Genomic DNA, 22,130 nt, shown 5'->3' on the forward strand with positions numbered 1-22,130 from the left:
AAGAATTGCTCAGCAGGATAGAGCACGTCCGAATATGCTTCTTTGAAATTTGCTTCAGCGTACTGATCGAGCTGCTTCTTGCTTTTGCTTTCTGAGATCAGGACGACACTTATAATTGTGTGTTATACTTTAATTTCATATATTTAAACCATGTCCCAGTAGCTCAGCAGGATAGAGCAACAGTTTCCTAAACTGTAGGTCGGAGGTTCGAATCCTCTCTGGGACGCTTTTAAATCCTTATATCTTTAAGGATTTTTTATTTTGCCATATGCAGGATAATAAACATTTTACTAATTTTCCAATGGCCCATTTTCACTAAGCCTTTTAGTTTCAGCACCTTTTTGATAATAAAGCGATAGCAAAGAAGTAACGACTATTCATCGAACTTCCAATAAAGATTGTATCCAATTTATTATGATCGTATTATCCCAGAAATACTGTTGAAGCTAAGCAAAGACCTTACCTGTTTCAAATGGAAGACCTTAACTTCAATATACGAATCAATTACTTATAATCAAATATTTGCTGTCTTTCTTACTTGTGGAAAATCTAGTCCAAGATTTTCACGTAGGGTATTTCCTTCATATTCTGATCGAAATAGCTTTCGATTTTGTAATTCTGGAATTGTAAATTCTACAAAATCTTTTACCCCTCCCGGAAAGTAGGGAAACTTCACGTTAAATCCATCACATGCATCATTTAAGAACCAATCACTTAGTTTGTCCGCAACCGTTTCACCTGAGCCAACAACAAATAAATGTCCCTGACTTTTTACGAAATAATTTGCAAGTTGTTGAATGGTCCAATTTTCTCTTCTAGCAAGATTAGCTAATTTTTCAAATCGACCCTTTTCTCCGTTGACATTTTCAATACTCTTCAATTGCGGCAAATAGTCATTAGGAGAATATTGAGATAAATCATGCTCTACATATCGAGATAACCAACCTATTCCCAACTCAGGAAGAATAAGTTCTTGAAAATGTTCATATTTTTCCTCAGCTTCTTTCTGACTTTTACCTACAAATGGGACAATTCCTGGCATAATATAAAATTGTTTTGGATCTCTAGCATGCTTTGCTACTCTTTGCTTCATAACCTCATAAATTCCTTTTCCTTCGTTAATAGATGAAGGGGCTAGTGTGAACAATATATCAGCATATTTTGCTGCAAATTCTCTTCCATCTTCTGAAGCGCTTGCTGTAACAATAACAGGGTTTCCTTGAGGTGGTCTTGGAATGTTCATTGGACCTTTCACTTGAAAGTATTTTCCTACATGATTGATAGGATGAATTTTGCTTGCATCCAGAAATTGACCGGTTTCCCGATTTAATATTAGTGTATCATCTTCCCAGCTGTCCCATAAATCCCTTGTTATTTCTACAAACTCAGCACCCCGCTCATATCGAAGTGAATGATCAATTTGTTTAGCAAGTCCAAAATTTGCCGCCTCATGATCATGAGCAGTTGTCACAACATTCCAAGCCGCTCTTCCTCCGCTTAAATGGTCAATCGTTGCGAACTTTCGCGCAACATTAAACGGATGATTAAATGTTGTCGATAATGTTGCAACTAAACCAATCTTACTTGTTACAGCTGCCAAGGCTGCCATTACGGCCGTTGCTTCCAGACAAATTTGAGGGGTATAAGCAATATCCTCTTCATTGTGAGCAAGGACGTCTGCAAGGAATAGTAGGTCAAATTTTCCTTGTTCAGCAAGCTGAGCAATTTCTTTATAAAGACTTAAATCAGTCACTTCTTCCGTTTTCGTTTCTGGATATCTCCAAGCAGCTAAATGATGGCCTAAGAAAGTTTGGAAAAAAGCACCTAAATGCATTTGCCTTTTATTAGACATGAAAACTCCTCCTATTTAATTTGTAATATTTGCTTATGATGACGATAATTTTCAATCGCCGTTGTTGAAGCCTGTTTCACAACCATATCATTAAGTGGTGGGTTAAAAAGACCACATTGAACATCTCGAAAGTATCTTTCCAATGGAAGATCTTGAGATAACGAATGACCACCTGCAATTTCCATGGTCAGTTCCACGATTTTTTTCGCATTGTTACAAATTGTATATTTGGTAATGGCCACCTCATTGGTCAACTTATCTCTCACATGTAGATTGTTATCCCATTTTTCAGCTAGGCTATATAAAAGGGATCTTGATACAGAAATAAGAATTTCGATTTCTCCTATTTTTTGCTGAACATGGGGCGCCTCTATAATAAAATCTCCAAGACTATCAGAATATTTTTCATCCGCATATGGGATAATAAAATCCCTTGCAGCTATTGCTATCCCAAGATAAATTGCTGGCAGTTGTAAGGTGTATGCGCTACTATTTGCATTGAAGCGATTGGGAACTCCCTTTTCTGAATAGGCCAATAATGCTTCATTAGGCACCAACACGTCATTGAGTTCGATATCATGGCTACCCGTTCCTCTCATCCCCATTACTTTCCATGTATCAATCACTTTTACGTTGCCGCTTTTTTCGATTAAAAACTCAGCTGTTTTATCTTCTTCTTCGATATAGGCTAAAACAGTAAAGTGTTTAACGATTGGTGCCAAAGTCGCAAATGCTTTTCTTCCTGTGATGATGTATCCATTCTCCGTCTTCCTTGCAATAGTCGCTGGATTTATTCCTCTCAAGATGTTTCCTGCTGCTCTTTCTGTTGCATAGACATTTAACAAAGAACCTTCTTCTACGGCCTCTTTACATATCTGTGAAAAAATTTGTTCCTTCCATGGTCGAAAATTACTAATACTAAAAAATGTCATAAGGTGCCAACCAACCGCTAAAGCCGTAGAACCATTAGCTTTAGCTAGCCTTTCTTGAACAAGCAGGATTTCATATAATGAAAGTTCCTCACCACCATATTCCTTAGGAATTGTTAACTTTAAGTATCCTTCTTTTCGCAGAATGTCAAAATGTTCAAACGGAAATTCTCCAGATTCATCAAATTTTGCAGCCGTTAAACTAATTTTCTCTGCAACCCGATTCGCATATTCTACTAAGCCTTCATCACGCTTATTGCGAATCGTATGATTTCTTTCGTCCAAAATCCCTTCACCCTCTTTTAATGAAATGCACATGGTACTGTATAACAAAAACACCTTAATTTCAGCAATTGAAATTAAGGCTTCTGGTGTTCCAGTCAGCAACTATTATTTTCCTAAAAAAGTGTCGAACCGATTAAATTTATTCTCATCTCATCACAAGAACTCTTATCTTCATTATCTAACAGCTACCGTTTGTTGCTTGGTTAATTCATTTCCCAAAAACTTGGCCAATTTTAGCATGCCAAATTTACCGGCTGCCTTTTCAGCTTCGCTATTATAATTAGTATTTGTATTAATATCGTATGTGAATAATTCACCATCACTGTTTTTAATAAATTCAATTCCTGCAACTGTAATATTATTTGCTTTTAAAAACTCTTCATATTGTGTAATAATCGGTTCATTGAACCCTTCAATAATCTGAAATTTTGGTTTTTCTTCAACTTGCTCCCCCACTGGACAAAATAGGTCTCCGATATTACAAGCATCTGCTGGGCAAAGCTCGAAACCTCCTGATGTATCAACTTGAACGGCATAAAAAAACTTGCCGCCAATAAATTCGCATCGAGTAATCAAGTGATCAGGAGATTTTATATATTCTTGAATTAGTGTAATCCCATCTACAGGTTCGTCAAATGCAGATCCATAAACATATTGCTTTAATGCATCAACAGAATGAAATAATTGTACACCTAATCCTTTACCAGCACGATTATGCTTTGTAATAAATGAATTCGCTTCTAATCTTTCTGCTGCCTTGATTATTTGCTCTTTACCTACAGCTGCAATGGTTCTCGGAGTTTTTATCCCTGCCTTAGTAAGCGCTGTATACTGTTTTACTTTGCTGAGCTCCAAATGAAGTGCACTTCTACCATTAAATACCTTACGATCATATTGTTCTAACCATACAAAGACCTGATCCGCGAATTCCGGTGCAAAGCGGTGATTACGAGTATGGGATGATGCACTCATTCGACTGTAAAATATTCCTTCCGGGGGCCTTGCATTTAAATCAATTAAACCTTTATCTAAAAACCATTCCTCATAAGGAATATATAATTCTTCCAATCTTTTTGTTAAGTGCTCAGTCCACTCATTATTCTCATGGATAATATAAATCTTGCTCATTTTTACACTCCCCTTTGATAACGGAATTACCTATACCCTAGTCTTTTGACTTTTCGCTTCAACCAATGGTTTCACTTGAGTTGCAAAGCGTTCCATTTCTTCTAGATGCGGTGAGAATTGCAGGATAAATAAATCAAGACCTATTTTTTCAAATTCAACAATTCGCTCAGCAATTTGTTCCGGTGTTCCAACTAGATTTGGACGAAGACCACGGTTAGATACGGAATAATCTTTTCGAGCAATTTCAATTTCCAGTTGGGATTTACTGGTGAAATCATCATACCCCGCATAACCACCTGATTCTTTTACATCTGTAATGCGCGCAAGTTCGGCTTGAGCTTCTTCTTCAGTATCACGGCAAATGACATAAGCCGCCATCCCAAATCTAGTAAACGGCTTCTTTCCTGCTTTTGCTTTTAAATGTTGCATTTCAGCAATTTTTTTCGCTATTTCTTCCACCGTGCCCCCATGCATTACATAGGCATCACATTTATCGACAATGGTTTGTTTACCACGTGCACTTTCGCCACCTGCATATAATATGGGGTGTGGGTGTTGGATAGGTTTAGGATATAACCGTGCATTTTCAATATGGTAATATTCCCCATCATAAGAAAAAGTATCTTCCGTCCACAATCCCTTCAAAACATCAATATATTCTTCTACACGATCATAACGATTATCATGTGCAGTGAATTGCCCTGCGTATTGGCGTGCTTCTTCTTCCCACCAAGCAGAAACTAGATTTAAATTAAAACGTCCCTTACTAATATGGTCAATGTTTGCTGCAGCTTTTGCTATCACAGCTGGATTGTGAAACCCCGGACGAATCGCTGTTAAAATTTCTAATTTTTCTGTCACGGCAGCTAATGCGGCTGCCGTTGACCATGCGTCTAATACATCTGCTTCTGGACCTTTAATATCATTTAAATAAAGTTCAGGGACTAGTGTCATATCAAATCCCCATTTTTCAGCTGCTTGACCCACTTTTTTAACATATTCAAAGGTTGCCGGCATATTTTCATTTTCCACGTTTCGTAACCATCCTCCAAAAATAGGTGTCCAATAACCAAATTTCATCATAATACCCCTTTTCATTTTTTCCTAATTCTTTTATGAAAATCCAACTACAATTTACTCTCTCAAATAGAAATAATTATTAAATATTATCTCATTCGGTGTACAATCCTTTTTTCCATTTCGTAAATCTAGTTTCAATTAATGCTAATAAATAATTTAAACCTAATCCCAAGAAGGCAAGTAAGATAATTCCAGCGTACATATCAGGAATTTGAAATATTTCCTGAGAATTTAAGATATAAAAACCGAGCCCTGATGAAGCGCCAATCATTTCTGCTGCAACTAAAGCAGTAATACAATATGCTCCTCCAAGCCGAATCCCTGTGAAAATACCTGGTGCTGCAGCAGGAATAATGACCTTTCTAAAAATAAAGCTTTGACTCGCTCCCATAGATTTTGCTGAATTAATCAACAGTTGATCAACATGCTTCACACCGCTAACCGTATTTACAAGAATCGGGAAAAACGCTGCCCAAAAAATGATCCCTGTTTTTGATGCTTCACCAATTCCTAAAAACAAAATAAAAACCGGAAATAAAGCAAATGCTGAAATTTGTCGAAATAATTGTAATAAAGGATCAATAAAAGCTTCTAGCTTCTTGAACCAACCAACAAGGAGACCAATTGTAACTCCTATAATAATAGAAAGAACTAAACCAAATACTGAACGCTGTAAACTGGCAATTAAATGCCCCCATATGGCCCCGGTAATAATTAACTCCTTAATAGCCACTATGACAACTGAGGGTGGACTTAAAAAAGCATAGCTAACAACACCAAACCGAGGAAGCATTTCCCAAATTAATAGAAATATGATAATTGCTGAACTTCTATACCAAACATTATAAAATATTTTAGACCACGTTCTCATTTTTGATATTTCCTTTCACCTTTTTATCTGGTACTTCTTCTAGATTGGAAAGTGGATTATTCTGCCCCTGAGCATACTGCACCTCATCCTTTAAGACATTCCATGCCAACTGACGAAGCTTTACAAATTTCTCAGAATTTCGAACTTCAAATGATCGTGGTCTTTCTAATGGAATATCAATTATTTTTTTCACTCTACCAGGTCGAGAGGTCATAACCGCCACTCTATCCGATAAATAAATCGCTTCATCTAAGCTATGCGTGATAAAAACAATCGTCTTTTTACTTGATTCCCAAATTCTCAATAATTCAGTTTGAAGGATTTCACGTGTTTGTGCATCTAGTGCACCAAAAGGTTCATCCATCAATAAAACATCCGGATCATATGCAAGTGAACGTGCAATTGCTACCCTCTGCTTCATACCTCCTGATAATTCATGTGGATAACGATTTGAAAAGGCTTGTAGTCCTACTAGATTAATATAATCTAAAGCAATTTCTTTCCTCTCCTTCTTTTTCATTCCTCGGATCTCTAATCCAGTCTCTACATTTTCCAATACTGTTCGCCAAGGAAACAGCGCATATCCTTGAAAAACTATACTATGTCTTTTATTAATACCTTCAACTTCCTTCCCATCAACCGTCAAACTTCCACTTGTTTTAGAAGTTAAACCAGATAAGATACTCAAAAAAGTGGATTTACCGCAACCGCTTGGTCCCAAAACAGAAAGAAATTCTCCTTCTTGAATATCAAGATTAAAATCATCCAGAACAACCATATTACTCTTTTTTCCAGTTTCATCCCGGACTTTGAACTCTTTCATCACGTTGACCGCTCTGATTTTTGTCATTTAAATCTCTCCTCTCCAATTCTTAATAGATTTCTTTCAATCATCGGAGATTACATAATCCAGAAGCTGTCAAATGTTCATTGGAAAAAATGGATATATTTTCATTTTCTAACTTATATAATGCTTCTTGTGTTGCTTTTGGATTGTACTCATTTGTATACACATCTTTAGCTTTTATTGAACCTTTTTTAATCTTTCCCTCATTTTCTAAAATATCAATATAATATTGAACAGGAGGTGCCGTTATAATTTGATCTTTTACAAAAGCATATCTTTCTACCTTATCAACATCCATACCTATCCTTTTCCCAATGATTTTACGTGCTTCATCCGGATTTTCGTTTACCCAGTTCCCAGCTTTAGAAATGGCAGTCACAAAGTCTTTTACTGCTTGAGGATGTTCTTTGACAAATTTTCCATTTACGCTGTATGGAGACATTCCACCTAAGCCACGATCCAAATCAAAATCACTCCACAAGGCAGTCAATTCTCTATTTTGTGCTGCACTTCCTGAATGTGGAGGGTGAATAATACCTAAATCGACATCACCTTTCACCACTGCTTGTTCATTTTCCTCATCAGGAATAACGATCCATTCAATCGTATTCACATCTACCCCTTGCTCACTTAGCCACTTCTTCGTTACAAATTCAGAACATGCTCCAAAACTGTTAATTCCTATCGTTTTCCCCTCTAAATCTTTGGGTTCTTTAATTCCTGAATCTTTTCGAACAAAATATTTCATATGCGGTGCATCTGCTAAGGTCTCCCCACCAGCCGCAATAACCTTGATATCTGCACCACTGGCAATCGCAGAAATAACTAGAGGAACCATCCTTGTCCCAAAATCAATATTTCCTGTTCCAACTAGTGGTATAATCTGCGGAGAAGCAATCTTTCCAACGTATTTCGGTCTAGTATTTGTTTCTTTAAAGTAACCTAGTTCATCCGCCAAATATACTAAATCAAAAACTGGATTATCTGGGTACTTAAAATAAACAATTTCATCTTTAGAACCTTTTTCGTTTATACTTGCTTTGTCAGTAGAGCAAGCTGTCAATAATAAGACAACTAATAGCATTAGCGTGAACCCTATTTTTGAAAATTTCCTCTCGTTCAACTCACAATCCCCTTTCTTTTATTTTTTTATATAAGAATTAATTCATTCTTTAACCGTGGTTCAATGCATTACATTGGCAGCTCATTTATCTTTCATAAAGATCCCCCACCTTCTTCTTTACTTAGAAAATAAAAAAGCCTTAATTTCATCATTCGAAATTAAGGCTTCTGGTCGTCCAGTCAGCTACATTTTTATTTTCTGCAATTCATTTAATTCCTATTTGTTTAGTCAACTATAGTTTAGACACTACTTTCTATTTTGTCAATAGAACCTGAAAAATAATTTTTCCAAACTTATTATTAGAATCAGCAACGCTTTCTAGTTAAAACTATGAGTCTTTTATTACAGTAAAAATATACATTTCTTTTTAAATCGCAGCTAGATTATGTACTTTCTAACCGTATCCTCTTCTGGACTGTGATCCGTTGATAATAGAGGTGCATGTATAAAGCTGTAATTTGTTCTCTTTCCATAGGACTCAGGGAAATAATAGCACCAGCTATAGAGGATCCAAGTTGCACAGTTAGTATCAAGGAAAATTAATAGATATTTTTTTGAACTATTATCCTAAGATACTTTTCTTTAGAGCTCCATTTTGGGGATCTTATTACATATCAAAAGTCCATTACGAACCTCGATTATTAAAAAATTTCAAAAGAAAACGTTTCACTATTTATAAAATTGGTTAAAATATTATTTAGCAATTTTAGAAAGGATGGTTACATGATATATATTTATAATGATTATGGTGGCACTCATACTACTTCTTTGGCCGCTGCACTTCATTTACATCTTATTCATCCATCATCTTTCCCACTTACTAAAGAAGAAATTTTAGCCGTACCTTATTTCAATCAATTGACCAAGCAAGATTTTGGAAAGCTAATATTTCATGGAGAAGATCAAGATGGACATCTTGTCTATACGATAGGTAGAAAATCTCAAAAGTTGGTAGTACCTTCTCTAGAAAGTTTAGGATTAATGCTTTTAAATCATTTTAAAGTCGAAGAGCGAATAATTTTTTCCAATACTTCACCTATTGTTCCGACAGCAATGTCCCTAGGAGGGTTTTTCTCCCGAGGATTAAAAATAAATACAATAGGTGTTCCTTTTTTAGTAATGGGAGCAAAAAAATGCATGAATAACATTTATGAATTGGTTGAAAACACCAAACAAACTGCTATAACTCTAACGCAAGAGAAAATTATTGTATTAGACAACAACCAATTTAAGAAAGGTAATAATTAATTCAACCTTATTAAAGCTATAACAATTGACACTAGATTTCAGTCATTAAATTAAATGATCAAATAATGGTGGCTCTCTATCCTCTGATACAGATGAATGCATTTTTTGAGAATTTGATGAAAAAATTGGTTTCTCTAATACATTGGCTAACCATTTAAACCTGAAAGACAACAGACGTTACTTTTTTCATTCGTATGAAAAATATCTTAGCCAAAAAATTCATCAAATCAGTGCTGGATATTCCAAAGATGATGTATTTTCGACATTATATTCATTTTTAATTCACTCATTTTCAGTTAGGGTCGGGATTTAATAGATTTATGGGGAGCATAAAAGGAGATTTATATTTCTTTTTTTCATAACAAAAAATTGCCTAGAAAGATGAAATTCCAGGCATTTCGATTCTCGTGATATGAAAATTTATACAATCAATATATTATTATAATGCATAAACGTATTCGTCATATTTATTATTGTTCTATAAATCCTTTTTCTGTTTCACATATTCTGATGCAACTAATTGGAATTCTCTTCATCGTAAAATTTTCTTATTGTACAACTCTATACTTACTTTTGAATCAATTATAAAGGAAATAATAATCAATCATTCTCAAGTAAAGTTTAATAATTAATACCTGCCTTTTTATTAGAAAAGCTGTTCATGAGGTAAATAATCGTTTGATGCAATTACCTTATGGAATAATTTGAAGAGTTTGGGCCGTTTCTTCTTCTCCAAGTGTACGAATTCCTCCAAGTACTTCATAAGCTGCACCTAATGAGACAAGAAAGTCTCCTGTGATCGCAACTTTTTGCTCTTGGAGAAGTTTGATTAGATCTTTTTCACCTATTTGACATGAAACAGAGATGGCCTCTAATAATTGACCAATTGTTTTAATCCAAACACCCGTTAAAATCTGTGTTTCTCCAACAAGATCTGTATCTCTTTCAATATTTAAAAGCCCCGTGAGTCCTTTAATTTCAATCACTTGACCTAATACTTGAATCCAAAGCCCCAAAGCCACTTCTTTCTCAAATTGTTTGATTTTCTTATGATCAGGCTCTTCATTGTAATTATCTTGATTAATTTGGTGTTCCATTTCACCACAACTCCAGACCAAAAAATTTGTTTTATTTTATGAAAAGGAAGTTAATGTGTTCCCACACCCATCAATCACTTGATTATAACTTCCGGATGGCGTTCGAAAGGAGAGTAAATCTAAAAATTGCTGTATGAATATTTCATTCAAAATTAGGGTAAAAAATGAAAACAATCCTTGACTTTCCCCTTTGGTCATAAATTACTCTTAAGTTAGGGAGGCGATAGAAGAGATGAAATTAAGTGAGGTTATGAAAACAACTGGTCTGACACGAAAGGCTATCTATTTTTATGAAGAGAAGGGATTAATTCATCCTATCAAAGAAAAAGACAACTCATATCGAATTTATTCCGAAGGGGATATTAACAAATTAAAGCAGATAAAAGTTCTGAGGCACCTAGATATACCGGTAAAACAAATAAAGGAGTTCCTTGAAGATCCGAAAAAGTTCCACAAAATGATGGAGAAACAATTAGAGGTGATTAGAAAAAAGATTCATGTTTTGGGTGAAACAGAGATTATTATTCAGGCTTTGCTTATGGATAACAATCATCCAAAGTCTCTTTCTAAAGATTTAGATAAGTTAAATCGTTATTTGGATATAGATGCCCAGGCGTCAAACGATTATATGAAGAAGGAATTAGAAAGAATCTTTCCGAATGGTTTTGGTAAAATGATGGCGATTATGTATGGACCGTTTTTAGATGAGCCTATCGATACAAGGGAAAAAGAAGAAGCCTGGAATGAGTTTGTAAAATTGCTTGATTCGACGGATGACGTAAAAATTCCAGAAGAGATCACAGGAATATTGGATAAGCTCTATGAAAATAGTACAAAAGAAGGATTCGAAAAATTTGAATCTCGGACGGGGAAAATAGTAAATAATATTCTTTCATTTTCTGGCCAAATATCAGCTGAAGAAATGGCAGACATCGACAAGAGAATAGAAGAGGGAAAACATCAGGAAGGATATTCCGAACTATTGGAAATGAGTAAAAAGTTATCAGAGTTTTTAAAAGCAAATCCTAACATGCTGCCAGCAGACTTCTCTAACTATTTGGGAATATTGAGCAGTAAATTTAACACCTTTAGAAATAATATGGATATGATTTTCCAAAACAAATACACCATTGGTAAAACATTTGGCGGAATTTGATAGGCCAATAGCAAGTGTTAATAAATTATATTGGTCGGAATTGATAACTTCATTAGGAGATTCATACCAATATTAATATTGGATTATCTCAACATTCGGGCTAAGCTCATTGCTATTTAGAAGTAACTAAAGCCTAATTTTTCTTTAATATCAGCGGAAAATTAGGCTTTTATTACGTTGAAAATCCGTATTTTCCTGACGTTATTCCTACCTTACAATTAATATTTAGTGGAGTTTTATTAGTGAATTACCCAGAGAGGAAAGAAAAACTATCATTGCCATATTGCATCGAAGGCTTCGAATTATCTACTCCGTCCTTTCAAAAAAGGGGCCAAAAAATATGCCAAAAATATTGCCATCCATAGGTACCTCTGCTTTCATATTGTTTTTTCATTGGAAACAGTCAATTTTTATTTTCTTAGAAGAAAGTCAGCAAAACATGGCTGACCTCATCATCTCTTATGCCACCGTTAGTATATTTAATAGAATGAATTTACTCAATTTTCCTTTCTTCTAACAATTGAATAATCTTATTATTTTGTTCAACTTGAATTTCACTATTTCTTTTAACCTTATAAATCCATATTAAAAGAAATACCAGCGACAAGGGGATCCCAATAGTAATTAACAAAGACCAATAACCCATTATACTAACCATATACGTCCTCCAATTAATTGGTAATTTTACCGCACCAAAAAAATTATCGTCGTGTTATATGCTATTTTCTGAATAATGCCATATATGATATAGTAAGTTTAACATGTTTTCCCATACATAGGAACTTTAAGGAGGGAGAGTTATGATACTGGAAGCCGCAATGCTTCATGTTATAACTGGAATGGAACAGGAATTTGAAGAAGCTTTTCGTAAAGCATCAAATATTATTTCATCTATGAAAGGCTATATATCCCATGAATTACAGAGTTGCATGGAAGTAGAGGGTAAATATTTGCTTCTTGTTAAATGGGATAGCCTAGAAGACCACACGATAGGATTCAGAGAATCAGTCGAGTATCAGGAGTGGAAAGATTTGTTACATCATTTCTATCACCCATTCCCTACAGTTGAGCATTTTGAAAAAATTAATCTGTTACAAGATGATATTTGAGCAGCAGAAGACTCCTATTATTGGAGTCTTTGAAACTCATTTCGCGATGAATAATCAGATTATTCAGATTAGATGCATCCAGAAGTAATTTTTCATTCTAAGTCTTTCAATTAATTTTCTACAATCCCTTGTTAACAATTTTAAGTACATTTTGAAATTATAAAGATATCCCAAAATATGATATATATACAAGGCCTTTTATGTATAATGGAAATATATGGTTTTACGAAAGAAGGAGATACAAATGATTAATACTGAGCGTTCAAATTTTTTTTGGAAAATCCTTTGGGTGATTGGTTTAATCATATTTAGCTATGTAAGCTTTGAAATAAAAACTCAAATTCAACAAAACGCTAAAATCACCTATTCAATCCAACCTATTTATTGGACGAATTTTATTATTTCCGTTCTTTTCGGAATATATTTTTCTGCTCTATTTGTAAAAAAATGGAGGATAATCTTAAATATTCCTTTCCTTTTGTGTGTCTTTTTCCCTTGTTTGATTATCTCTTTGGCCTTTCCTTTATTGATAACATTTCCTGCCATTCACTTGCCCCCTTCATTTACCCTTTTTCTAACTAAAATCAATTCCTACCATGAAATTGGCATTGCAGCAGGAATGAGTTTCATTTTGGGAATCTTCAATCAGAAGAAAAGTAATATACAAAATAACTAGATTCGTTTCATTATTGAAAAGTACATGTTTAACGACCTAAATTTTTCCGGAGGTTTAAGATGTTTGCTGTTTCTTTAATATTAATGGCCATAGGAATCTTCATTACAATGATTGGATACTCTATTTATCACAAAGGAAAAACTTCATTCATTGCAGGATTCAACGAGGTTTTTATCCCTAAAAATGAAAAAAAATTAGCCAGACAAATTGGCTGTGTCATCATAATATTTGGGATAGAAACATTTCTGTTCCCAATCGCCTACCAAATCATTGATGGTTTGGTAGGATTTCATTTAACAATCTTGTCATTTCTCCATATACTCGTAGTATTGCTTTTTATGTTAAGTGATCAATTGAGTCAAGGGTGAAAAAATAAACGGAAGCCCAATAGAATTGACTCAATACGTATAAAACCCCTGTCATGGAAGCAAAGGTTCATCTAAATATCTTAATCATGTTTATCCTCAGACGCAAAAACAATCTCATACTCTTTTCCATATATGACCTTAACCGAAGAAGATATTTGTTGATAATATCGTTCCTCCAACCAATCCTGTTGAAAGGAATTGCTCATCTGGGAGTGTAAATCCAAACACAAATGCCAACTCAACAATGTAGAAGACTACATTTGAAAAAAGAAGAGCTTGCAATTGCTTGATTTAAGTGGGTTTTAAAAATGGGTAAAATACTATTTGAATTATTAGAATATTTATAATTAAGAATAGTTATTGCCATATTATTTACATATTCAATAACTCCATGATTGCTCTTTTCAATGCAATTGAAAAAGCCCAGAAAACCAAAAGGTCTCCTAGACTTTGTAAAATTTTTTTATTTTGCCAATTGCTGAATCATTTCTTTTAATAACTGAGGTAAAACCTCCAATGCATATGGCAAATAGAGGCGTTCTGTTTTCTTATGGGCATCCTTTCCAATTGGACCGAGATTTACAATTGGAATACCTAAAAATCTGGATTGGTCGAAAGGATAGTCAAAATCAACTCCCCAGCCGGCAAAATTATGGGTTAAGGTTTTAATATCCCTGTCGGTACCTTTGAAGGCAAATTCGCTTAAATCAGAGATTCCTTCGTAAATTTCTCCGGTAGAGATGGTCATATTATATTCATTTTTGGCAAGCTGAATGACTTGCTCTGCACTTGAGATGATTTTTAACTCCGCTTCTGTCTTTCTTCCATTTATGCCTGACGGGCAATACGGAGGTAAAAAGCCAATGATAATGGTAGGACCTTTAAGACCTGTTAAATCCACCAGATGATTGACCAACTTTAAGCCCCTATCTTGAAGTTCAAGTTCTTGAGGGAGAGTTTGTAAAAATCTTTCTGTAATCTCTTCGATTGGTCGCCCTGTTTCCTTTTCCGCTAATCCCACTAATTCAGTGTATTCCATGACTTTATCCTGAAAGATTTTTTTCTCAGAATGCGTATTTTGCTCGAGCCAATTTTTATTATAGGTGGCCATAGCCTCTTCTAATGCCTGCTCAGAAGCGGTTTTCATCATAGATAATACTTCATCAGGTGTCAATGTTGCAAATAAGCAATTATAATACATCGCAATTCGCTCAATAACCGTTACAGAATAGGTAGGTTTTAAATCATATACCTTCAAGCATGTTAATGGAGGATACGTCACCCCTTTATAGCGATCGGCAAATTGGCCATTTCCTTCGAGGATACTTCCTAGTTTAAAGGCGATTAAAGATGCGGGAATCCCTTCGAAGTACTCTCCCACATGCGTCTCTCTACCAAGAATAAAGGTAAAAGGAGTGTACATTCCAACGGTTCCATAATGAATCCAGCCGTGGTCCTTCTTTTCTTGGGTGATACTTGGTTCACTATCAATACAACAGAGGAATTCATACCCTTGTTTCTTTTGTTCTGCTAAATAGCGTACAGCCTCATGAATTCCACAGGCATTATTTTCTTCATCCGCGACGGCGATATAGAGAAGGTTAACATCCAAATCCTCTCTATTCCGGGAGAATTCCGACAGTACGGCAGCCTGAACGATTAACCCCGATTTCATGTCAGCGGTTCCACGACCAAAAATCCATTTTCCCGATTCTAGATCTTCCCTCGCTTCATCAGAAATTTCTTCATTTCCGATTAATTTCGTGTATTTTTCTGGATCAAACGCTTCCACTCTTAAGTGACCACACACATCTGTATCCACTACATCAAAATGTCCCATCAAAATAAGAGTTCGTTTCGTTGGTGTTTTAGCCTTTACCCAAGCGCAAAGATTGGAGCGACCGAGCCTGTCCTCCTGGATCGGCTGAATAAACAAATCTTCCGGATTTTCTTGAAAATATGGAAGTGTTTTCAGCTCTCCAAATAAAAATTTTGGAGCCTCTTTCTCTCCTTCTGAATCTGTTACACTTTTCACATGACAAAACTTCAACAATGTCTGATAGATTGATAGAGGAGTATCACTCAGAATCGACACGATTGATTTGCTCCCTCACATAAGTTGGTAACATGAAAGATCCCTGATGTACTTCAGTATTGTAATATTTTGTTTTCAATCCGAACTCTTTCCATTTTTCCGGTTGAAAATCACGGATTGGATGGTATTTTTTTGAAGCAAATCCAAATAACCAATGACCTGATGGATAAGTAGGCATGTTATATTGATACACTTCAGCAATCGGGAATAATTTTTTAATTTTGGAAATCGCCCTTCTCATTTCTTTTGCATTTTTTTCATAAAATGGACTTTCGCATTGATTTACCAAGATCCCATCTTCCGCTAACGCGTTATAGCAATCTTGATAGAATTCATTGGTGAATAGTCCTTCTCCAGGTCCGATTGGATCTGTAGAGTCTACGATAATTAAATCATATTTCTCCTGCGTATTCTTAATAAATGCTGCTCCATCTTCAAAATGAAGAGATACCCTTGGATCATCTAATTTACCAGATGTAAGTGGTAGATATTCTTTAACCGCTTTCACCACCATTTCATCAATTTCAACCATATGGATAGATTCAATGGATGGATATCGCGTCAATTCACGGACCGTTCCCCCATCGCCTCCGCCAATCACAAGGGCTTTCTTAATATTAGGGTTTGTTGCCATTGGAACGTGAACAATCATATCATGATAAATGAATTCATCTTTTGAAGTCAGCATGACGATGCCATCAATAATCAAAAATTTCCCCATTTCTTCACTATCGAAAATATCAATTTGTTGATATGGACTTTTCGCCGTGTATAAATGTTCACTCACTTTAATGGAAAATCGAATGTTGTCTGTTTGCGGTTGTGTATACCATAATTCCAATTGAAACACTCCTTTTTCTTGTAAAAAATATAAGCCTATACATAGAACTATCAACATGAATTAGGAATCTGTCAATAGTTTTTTTCACTAGAATGAATATCTATGTGCGAATTAAAAACCAAGACAAAAAGACTTCCTCATATATGGTACTTTCCATACATGAGGAAGCCTTAATAATTGTATGTTAATTCATCATTAGGATTTTTTCTGAAAAAATATCAACCAAGATGGAATCTAGTTCTGCTTTCACTTCTTGAATCTTTTCAGGGTTTGGTTTGTCCATACCAAGAAAATAAACAAGTAGTCCGCGCATTGCTGTGAGTCTATTTTCTGCCTCATCAAACGCAATGGAAAGGTCAGAGTCCATAACCTCATCTGTGACCTCTTCTCCACGTGTTGCAGGGAGGCAGTGCATAAATTTAGCCTCTGGATTTGCTTTTTTCATCATATCCATTGTGACCTGATATTTTGGATAGAAGATTCCCATTCTTTCTTCTTCAGATAATTCTGCTTCATATAAGCCATACCATACATCGGTATAAACAAAGTCTGCTCCAGCTAATGCTACATCTGCATCTTCCGTAATAGAGAAGCTGCCGCCTGATACCTTGCAATTTTCTTCCATAATCTTGATATGATTTTCTCTAAGCTGAAAGCCCTTTGGACCAAAGTGAACAAATTCCATTCCCATTTTTGTTGTGATAAATCCTAGGGATGCACAAGTTTGAGTGGCATCGCCAACAAAGACCACCTTGCAATCTTCTAAATTTTTTCCTTTTGGAAGATGTTCGATCATCGTGATGATATCCCCCATTTCCTGTGTTGGATGATTATAATCAGACATCCCATTAATAACAGGGATGGTGGCATTTTTCGCTAGAGCCACAACGGAATGATGTCTTTCCACACGCGCCATTAAAATATCTACTAATCTTGAAAGGACACGACTTGTATCTTCGATTGTTTCATGGCCTCCAAGTTGAATTTGTCCTGGAGCAAGATATTGCGCATGTCCCCCAAGCTGTTCCATTGCTGTTTCAAAAGAAACACGCGTTCTCGTAGAGGATTGCTGAAAGATCATTCCTAATGTTTTGTTTTTTAAAAGAGGTGGATAGTAACCAGCCTTAATACATTTTTTTAGTGAAAGAGATAAATTCACAATGTCCATTAATTCTTCTTTTGTAAAATGATTTGTATCGATAAAATCTTTTTGAGTCATGTTAATCTCCTCCTAATGGTGTTTTTTTTTTAATTAGCCCATTTCTTTTACATTATTAATATATCAAATCAGAATACAGGTTTTATTATTTAGCTAAATAACTTCATCCGTTATTAAAGTCCCGGTAAGACCTTTGATTGCTTCTGTTGCCTTTTCTAACGAAGCAATGATGGCTCGACGATTTTTTCCACTTTGAACAAATTGGATTGCCGCTTCTACTTTTGGTAGCATACTTCCTGGTGCAAATTGACCTTCCTGGCAATAATCAGTTGCTTGTTTAACAGTTAACTGCGGTAAATCTGTTTGATCCTTCTTTCCCCAATTAATGGCGATTCGTTCCACAGCAGTTAATATGAATAAATAGTCAGCATCCACTAATTCCGCTAATTTTGCAGAAGCAAAATCCTTATCAATAACAGCTGAAACACTTTGATAGTCACCTTGTTTGTCCATTACAACTGGGATTCCTCCGCCTCCGCAAGCAATGACAATAAACTCTTGATTAAGCAGATTGACAATGGAATCCTTCTCCACAATATCAATTGGCTTAGGTGAGGCAACCATCCGGCGCCAACCACGTCCGGCATCCTCCGCATATACCTCTTTCGGTTGACTTTTCATAAGTGTTTGTGCTGTGGCTTCATCATAATATCCACCTATTGGTTTTGTTGGATCTTGAAAGGCTGGATCGGTTTCATCGACAACCACTTGGGTTACAATCGTTTCTACCTGCCAAGGAAGCCCCTGTCTGCGCAATTCTTTCTTGATTCCATTTTGCAGGTGAAAGCCGATATACCCTTGACTCATTGCCGTACATTCTGGCAGATCCATGGGAGCAATTTTCTGATCTACGGCAGATGATTTTTCAAAGGCAAGTTGAATCATTCCTACTTGTGGACCATTCCCATGACTGATCACAATTTCATGCCCTTCATTGATCAGATTAACAAGTGCGTGTGCCGCATGATCGATTTTCTGCTTTTGTTCCAACGGTGTATTCCCTAGAGCATTTCCGCCAAGGGCGATGACTATTCTTGACATTCCTTTTCACCCTTTATCTCACATATTTTTCTATAGGGGACATTTTCCACTAGTAAAATGTCCCCTATGCATGCTATACTAAATTGCGTTTTTATAAAGGTTCTTGTTGAGTGATGCAATGGATATTTCCGCCGCCAAGTAGAATTTCCCTAGCATACACTCCAACTACCTTTCGATCTGGATAGAGCTCATTTAACAAGGATAACGCTCTTTCATCATTCGGATCTCCAAATAGTGGCATGACAATTCCGCCATTAGCTGTGTAATAGTTCACATAAGAAGCCGCTAAACGATCTCCTTCCATCCGAGGAAGTGTACCATCGACGGCATCTACCCCTTCACTTTCTTCCTTTGTAATTAATATTGGTTTTGGTACATATAGTTTATGAACAGTAATGGGACGTCCCTTTGCATCTCTTTCATTTTTTAAGATGTCATAGCATTCTTTTGAGATTTCATATTGTGGGTCGCTCTCATCATCCGTCCAAGCTAAAACCACTTCTCCTGGTCGAACGAAATTACAAATATTGTCCACATGACCATTTGTTTCATCCAAATAGATCCCACGTTTTAACCAAATGATTTTTTCAATATTTAAATATTCCTTCAACACATTTTCGATTTCTTCTTTTGTTAAGGATGAATTGCGACCTTCACTAAGCAAGCATTCTTCTGTCGTAATTAAGGTTCCTTCCCCATCAACATGGATTGAGCCACCTTCTAGCACAAAATCATTTAGACGATAACGGTCCTTTCTTTCAAGCTCACATACCTTTTGCGCAATATGGTCATCATCATCCCATGGGAAGTAAAGTCCATCTACTAAGCCCCCCCAAGCATTAAAGGTCCAATCCACTCCACGAATTTCTCCAGTTAGATCATTTTTAACAAATGTTGGTCCGCAGTCGCGAATCCATGAATCATCATTTGCCATTTCCACAACACGAATTTGATCGGGTAACATATGGCGGGCATTTGAATATTGGCCACGACTAACGACCATTGAGACAGGTTCAAACTCTGAAATTGCTTTTGCCACTTCTGCAAATATTTTTTGTGCTGGTTTTCCACCTTCACGCCAATTATCTGGACGTTCTGGCCATATAATCCAACAACCTTCATGTTTTTCAAATTCTCCTGGCATCCGGAAACCGTCTAATTTAGGATTGGTGAGTAACGTTTTCATGTATATTTGCCTCCTTATTTATATCATCATCTTTGTGTTTTAAGCTATGTTTCACAACGAATTCTCCAATAAATACAGCAAGTAAGGTTCCAACGAGTAATGGAAGCTTAAATATCAATTCATCTTTACTTAAATTAAGTGGGACGATTGTGAACAAGACAGATATAATTAATAGTACAAATGGTACATATGTGATCACTTTCAGCATAGCTCCATTTGCCTTCACCTTAAATGGTCGTTCCCGATCCCCATCAATTTTTCTAAGCTTCAAGAATGCTGGAAACATAAAAATATAGGATGCCAGCAAGGTGACGAGATTAAGAGCAAAGAAGCTCCAAAAGATATCATCTAAGCCAAGATTACTCATGATAGGAGCAAGTAACACTAATATAGAAGCAAGGATTCCATTTAATAATGGTGCTCCAATTGGCATATCTGTTTTTTCACTTTTCCATTTAAAGATTTTAGGTAAAGCATGATCTTCACTCGCGTAAAGAGATACATAGTTTATTCCATAAGACCATGAGATGAGGTTCGCTCCTAATGTAAAGAGGAACATCAAGCCGACAATGGTCACGAACCAGCCGCCACCAGAACCAAGTAAAATGGTAAAGCTTTCAATTAAACCAGTATCTGTAGTCAATTCATCATATGGGATGGCAACTCCAATGCCAAAAGCTGCTAGGATATAGAATATAGCGATTAGTAATCCTCCGATAACCAATGCCTTTGGAATATCTTTTTGCGGATTATGCATTTCTCCAGACATAGAGGCAACCACCTCAAAGCCAAGAAAGTTAAAAATGATAACTGATAAAAAGGAAAGACTATTAATATCTAATGATGGTAACATATTTTTTGCAGTATAAGAGTTTGCCACTCCTTGAGTAATCGCAAAATAAATTCCAATGCCACCAAGGCTTAGTAAAATAAATACTTTAAAAAATGCTGCTAAATTCAAAATCCATTTACTTTCGCTAATACGGAAAAAGCTTACAAAAGAAACAACCCAGATAAATAGTAAGGAAATAATAGTTGAAATAACTGTTCCAAATTCTTTACCTGAAAATTGGGTAATAATGGTTGGAAATAGCACAGCCAAGGATCCCATCCAAAGTGGGAAGTTAATCCAGTAAAACCAAGCAACCCTACCTCCATTTTTCGGACCAAATGCCCTCTTTACCCAATCGTAAATACCTCCCTCATCTTCATATGTGGTCCCTAGCTCTGCTGAAACGAGGCCATATGGAAGGAAAAATGCAACTAATAATAAAGCCCACCAGAAAAATTGCGATGGTCCAATGGCTGCTGCAGGTGCCACAGATTCTGCGACAAGTACAACTGTTACGGCCAAGAGGACTGAGTCAAATAATCGAAGCTTTTTTTGCTTTTCCATCATTCTCACTCCTATTCAGTTTTCAAACCATTTACATATTCTTTACCACGTTGAAATTTCTCTTTAGTTTCATTGGTACCAGGATGAAAACAACGAAGCTTAAAATTATTTCAAAATAATAAATCGCTTCCATAAAGAAATTCTTCATTGTTGTGATAAATACTCGTTTTCTTTACAAAAAAACTTGTAAAGATTTTTGTGAAACACTTCTGCAGGAATGCTATACCCATATAGTAGCCTCATTTGATTTCAATGAAAATAGTTTCAAGACCTTTAGATTTTTTGCGGGTTTATTAAAACATGTTTCAAAACCCGAAACATGTTACATCCTTCACATACTTTATTAGCCCTTATTTTTCAATGGTTTTACTTACTCTATGAAAATCAATTTCAATAATAAAAAGCATTTTCTGAAACATGTTTTAATTGCTTTGATAAAAAAAAACAGCCCGTATTTGAAGTGACCCCTAAAAGTTAGACACGGTTATTTCATTAGGCTGCTTGCTCAAAATGAGTTCGGTATTGCACCGGGCTCATTTTTAATTTTGCCTTCATCCGTTTCGTATTATAATATTCCATATAT

The 22,130-nt window shown here is 35.7% G+C and carries 20 protein-coding genes, 1 tRNA gene and 1 pseudogene; 6 read left to right on the plus strand and 16 right to left on the minus strand.

Going from position 1 to position 22,130, the window contains the following annotated elements; genetic code table 11:
- Positions 1-152 precede the first annotated feature (152 nt).
- Positions 153-226 (plus strand) — tRNA-Arg (locus ACE38V_RS10205).
- Between the two features lie 288 nt (positions 227-514).
- Here the strand turns inward: ACE38V_RS10205 and ACE38V_RS10210 are convergent.
- The 7 genes from ACE38V_RS10210 to ACE38V_RS10240 all read right to left on the minus strand — a co-directional run bounded on the left by ACE38V_RS10210 (position 515) and on the right by ACE38V_RS10240 (position 8,115).
- Positions 515-1,852: an LLM class flavin-dependent oxidoreductase gene (locus tag ACE38V_RS10210; RefSeq protein ID WP_375841150.1), complete on the minus strand. Its 1,338-nt coding sequence runs from the start codon at positions 1,850-1,852 to the stop codon at positions 515-517.
- Positions 1,853-1,863: 11 nt separating this feature from the next.
- Complete coding sequence (locus tag ACE38V_RS10215; protein WP_375841151.1) at positions 1,864-3,168, minus strand: acyl-CoA dehydrogenase family protein; 1,305 nt, start codon at positions 3,166-3,168, stop codon at positions 1,864-1,866.
- A gap of 72 nt (positions 3,169-3,240) precedes the next feature.
- Positions 3,241-4,194, minus strand: a complete 954-nt coding sequence (locus ACE38V_RS10220; protein WP_375841152.1) for an ATP-grasp domain-containing protein — start codon at positions 4,192-4,194, stop codon at positions 3,241-3,243.
- A 30-nt stretch (positions 4,195-4,224) separates the two neighbouring features.
- Complete coding sequence (locus ACE38V_RS10225) at positions 4,225-5,274, minus strand: LLM class flavin-dependent oxidoreductase (protein ID WP_375841153.1); 1,050 nt, start codon at positions 5,272-5,274, stop codon at positions 4,225-4,227.
- A 91-nt stretch (positions 5,275-5,365) separates the two neighbouring features.
- A complete protein-coding gene (locus ACE38V_RS10230; RefSeq protein WP_375841154.1) occupies positions 5,366-6,145 on the minus strand; it encodes an ABC transporter permease in 780 nt (259 codons plus the stop codon).
- Positions 6,129-6,995, minus strand: coding sequence for an ABC transporter ATP-binding protein (locus ACE38V_RS10235; RefSeq protein ID WP_375841155.1), 867 nt, complete (start codon positions 6,993-6,995; stop codon positions 6,129-6,131). Before ACE38V_RS10235 ends, ACE38V_RS10230 begins: the two co-directional genes overlap by 17 nt.
- A gap of 40 nt (positions 6,996-7,035) precedes the next feature.
- On the minus strand, positions 7,036-8,115 hold the full coding sequence (locus ACE38V_RS10240; RefSeq protein ID WP_375841156.1) for an ABC transporter substrate-binding protein: 1,080 nt from the start codon (positions 8,113-8,115) through the stop codon (positions 7,036-7,038).
- A 723-nt stretch (positions 8,116-8,838) separates the two neighbouring features.
- On the opposite strand from ACE38V_RS10240, the gene ACE38V_RS10245 reads away from it, so the two are divergent.
- Together ACE38V_RS10245 and ACE38V_RS10250 are read left to right on the plus strand one after the other, a co-directional pair.
- Entirely contained in the window at positions 8,839-9,363 is a 525-nt protein-coding gene (locus ACE38V_RS10245) for a DUF3189 family protein (RefSeq protein WP_375841157.1), read from the plus strand.
- A 58-nt stretch (positions 9,364-9,421) separates the two neighbouring features.
- Positions 9,422-9,631: pseudogene (locus ACE38V_RS10250) on the plus strand (transposase); the annotation flags it as partial.
- Positions 9,632-10,055: 424 nt separating this feature from the next.
- Here ACE38V_RS10250 and ACE38V_RS10255 read toward each other — a convergent pair.
- The gene (locus tag ACE38V_RS10255) at positions 10,056-10,460 is read right to left on the minus strand and encodes a hypothetical protein (RefSeq protein WP_375841158.1); all 405 of its coding nucleotides are present in this window, start codon (positions 10,458-10,460) and stop codon (positions 10,056-10,058) included.
- A 232-nt stretch (positions 10,461-10,692) separates the two neighbouring features.
- On the opposite strand from ACE38V_RS10255, the gene ACE38V_RS10260 reads away from it, so the two are divergent.
- Both ACE38V_RS10260 and ACE38V_RS10265 read left to right on the plus strand, forming a co-directional pair.
- Entirely contained in the window at positions 10,693-11,616 is a 924-nt protein-coding gene (locus ACE38V_RS10260; RefSeq protein ID WP_375841159.1) for a MerR family transcriptional regulator, read from the plus strand.
- Positions 11,617-12,416: 800 nt separating this feature from the next.
- The gene (locus ACE38V_RS10265) at positions 12,417-12,725 is read left to right on the plus strand and encodes an antibiotic biosynthesis monooxygenase family protein (protein ID WP_375841160.1); all 309 of its coding nucleotides are present in this window, start codon (positions 12,417-12,419) and stop codon (positions 12,723-12,725) included.
- Positions 12,726-13,106: 381 nt separating this feature from the next.
- Here the strand turns inward: ACE38V_RS10265 and ACE38V_RS10270 are convergent, their stop codons facing one another.
- Positions 13,107-13,271: a hypothetical protein gene (locus tag ACE38V_RS10270; RefSeq protein WP_375841161.1), complete on the minus strand. Its 165-nt coding sequence runs from the start codon at positions 13,269-13,271 to the stop codon at positions 13,107-13,109.
- A gap of 189 nt (positions 13,272-13,460) precedes the next feature.
- On the opposite strand from ACE38V_RS10270, the gene ACE38V_RS10275 reads away from it, so the two are divergent.
- Positions 13,461-13,769 (plus strand): hypothetical protein, encoded by a 309-nt coding sequence (locus tag ACE38V_RS10275; protein ID WP_375841162.1) that lies wholly within the window; start codon positions 13,461-13,463, stop codon positions 13,767-13,769.
- A gap of 463 nt (positions 13,770-14,232) precedes the next feature.
- Here the strand turns inward: ACE38V_RS10275 and ACE38V_RS10280 are convergent, their stop codons facing one another.
- From ACE38V_RS10280 to ACE38V_RS10310, 7 genes are all read right to left on the minus strand, one after another.
- Positions 14,233-15,864 (minus strand): M20/M25/M40 family metallo-hydrolase, encoded by a 1,632-nt coding sequence (locus ACE38V_RS10280; protein WP_375841163.1) that lies wholly within the window; start codon positions 15,862-15,864, stop codon positions 14,233-14,235.
- Positions 15,848-16,705 carry a polyamine aminopropyltransferase gene (speE, locus tag ACE38V_RS10285; RefSeq protein WP_375841164.1) on the minus strand — a complete coding sequence of 286 codons (858 nt, stop codon included), beginning with the start codon at positions 16,703-16,705 and terminating at the stop codon, positions 15,848-15,850. The genes ACE38V_RS10280 and speE overlap by 17 nt, the downstream gene beginning before the upstream one ends.
- Before the next feature lie 184 nt (positions 16,706-16,889).
- Positions 16,890-17,924, minus strand: coding sequence for a putrescine carbamoyltransferase (gene ptcA / locus ACE38V_RS10290; protein ID WP_375841165.1), 1,035 nt, complete (start codon positions 17,922-17,924; stop codon positions 16,890-16,892).
- Positions 17,925-18,017: 93 nt separating this feature from the next.
- On the minus strand, positions 18,018-18,965 hold the full coding sequence (arcC, locus tag ACE38V_RS10295; RefSeq protein ID WP_375841166.1) for a carbamate kinase: 948 nt from the start codon (positions 18,963-18,965) through the stop codon (positions 18,018-18,020).
- 91 nt (positions 18,966-19,056) lie between these two features.
- The gene (gene aguA, locus ACE38V_RS10300; protein WP_375841167.1) at positions 19,057-20,151 is read right to left on the minus strand and encodes an agmatine deiminase; all 1,095 of its coding nucleotides are present in this window, start codon (positions 20,149-20,151) and stop codon (positions 19,057-19,059) included.
- Positions 20,126-21,547: an APC family permease gene (locus tag ACE38V_RS10305; protein WP_375841168.1), complete on the minus strand. Its 1,422-nt coding sequence runs from the start codon at positions 21,545-21,547 to the stop codon at positions 20,126-20,128. Before ACE38V_RS10305 ends, aguA begins: the two co-directional genes overlap by 26 nt.
- Before the next feature lie 492 nt (positions 21,548-22,039).
- Positions 22,040-22,130, minus strand: a 91-nt coding sequence (locus ACE38V_RS10310) for an IS3 family transposase (protein ID WP_375841177.1), incomplete at its 5' end; no start/stop codon positions are given.

The organism is Cytobacillus sp. Hz8 (assembly GCF_042263505.1).
Taxonomy (GTDB): domain Bacteria; phylum Bacillota; class Bacilli; order Bacillales; family Cytobacillaceae; genus Bacillus_BE.

Excerpts from the sequence above, each read along its gene's own strand:
- ACE38V_RS10210 (WP_375841150.1), bottom strand. The coding sequence starts at position 1,852 with ATGTCTAATAAAAGGCAAATGCATTTAGGTGCTTTTTTCCAAACTTTC.
- ACE38V_RS10220 (WP_375841152.1), bottom strand. The coding sequence starts at position 4,194 with ATGAGCAAGATTTATATTATCCATGAGAATAATGAGTGGACTGAGCAC.
- ACE38V_RS10225 (WP_375841153.1), bottom strand. The coding sequence starts at position 5,274 with ATGAAATTTGGTTATTGGACACCTATTTTTGGAGGATGGTTACGAAAC.
- ACE38V_RS10230 (WP_375841154.1), bottom strand. The coding sequence starts at position 6,145 with ATGAGAACGTGGTCTAAAATATTTTATAATGTTTGGTATAGAAGTTCA.
- ACE38V_RS10235 (WP_375841155.1), bottom strand. The coding sequence starts at position 6,995 with ATGACAAAAATCAGAGCGGTCAACGTGATGAAAGAGTTCAAAGTCCGG.
- ACE38V_RS10245 (WP_375841157.1), top strand. The coding sequence starts at position 8,839 with ATGATATATATTTATAATGATTATGGTGGCACTCATACTACTTCTTTG.
- ACE38V_RS10255 (WP_375841158.1), bottom strand. The coding sequence starts at position 10,460 with ATGGAACACCAAATTAATCAAGATAATTACAATGAAGAGCCTGATCAT.
- ACE38V_RS10260 (WP_375841159.1), top strand. The coding sequence starts at position 10,693 with ATGAAATTAAGTGAGGTTATGAAAACAACTGGTCTGACACGAAAGGCT.
- ACE38V_RS10265 (WP_375841160.1), top strand. The coding sequence starts at position 12,417 with ATGATACTGGAAGCCGCAATGCTTCATGTTATAACTGGAATGGAACAG.
- ACE38V_RS10270 (WP_375841161.1), bottom strand. The coding sequence starts at position 13,271 with ATGGCAGGAAATGTTATCAATAAAGGAAAGGCCAAAGAGATAATCAAA.
- ACE38V_RS10275 (WP_375841162.1), top strand. The coding sequence starts at position 13,461 with ATGTTTGCTGTTTCTTTAATATTAATGGCCATAGGAATCTTCATTACA.
- ptcA (WP_375841165.1), bottom strand. The coding sequence starts at position 17,924 with ATGACTCAAAAAGATTTTATCGATACAAATCATTTTACAAAAGAAGAA.
- arcC (WP_375841166.1), bottom strand. The coding sequence starts at position 18,965 with ATGTCAAGAATAGTCATCGCCCTTGGCGGAAATGCTCTAGGGAATACA.
- aguA (WP_375841167.1), bottom strand. The coding sequence starts at position 20,151 with ATGAAAACGTTACTCACCAATCCTAAATTAGACGGTTTCCGGATGCCA.
- ACE38V_RS10305 (WP_375841168.1), bottom strand. The coding sequence starts at position 21,547 with ATGGAAAAGCAAAAAAAGCTTCGATTATTTGACTCAGTCCTCTTGGCC.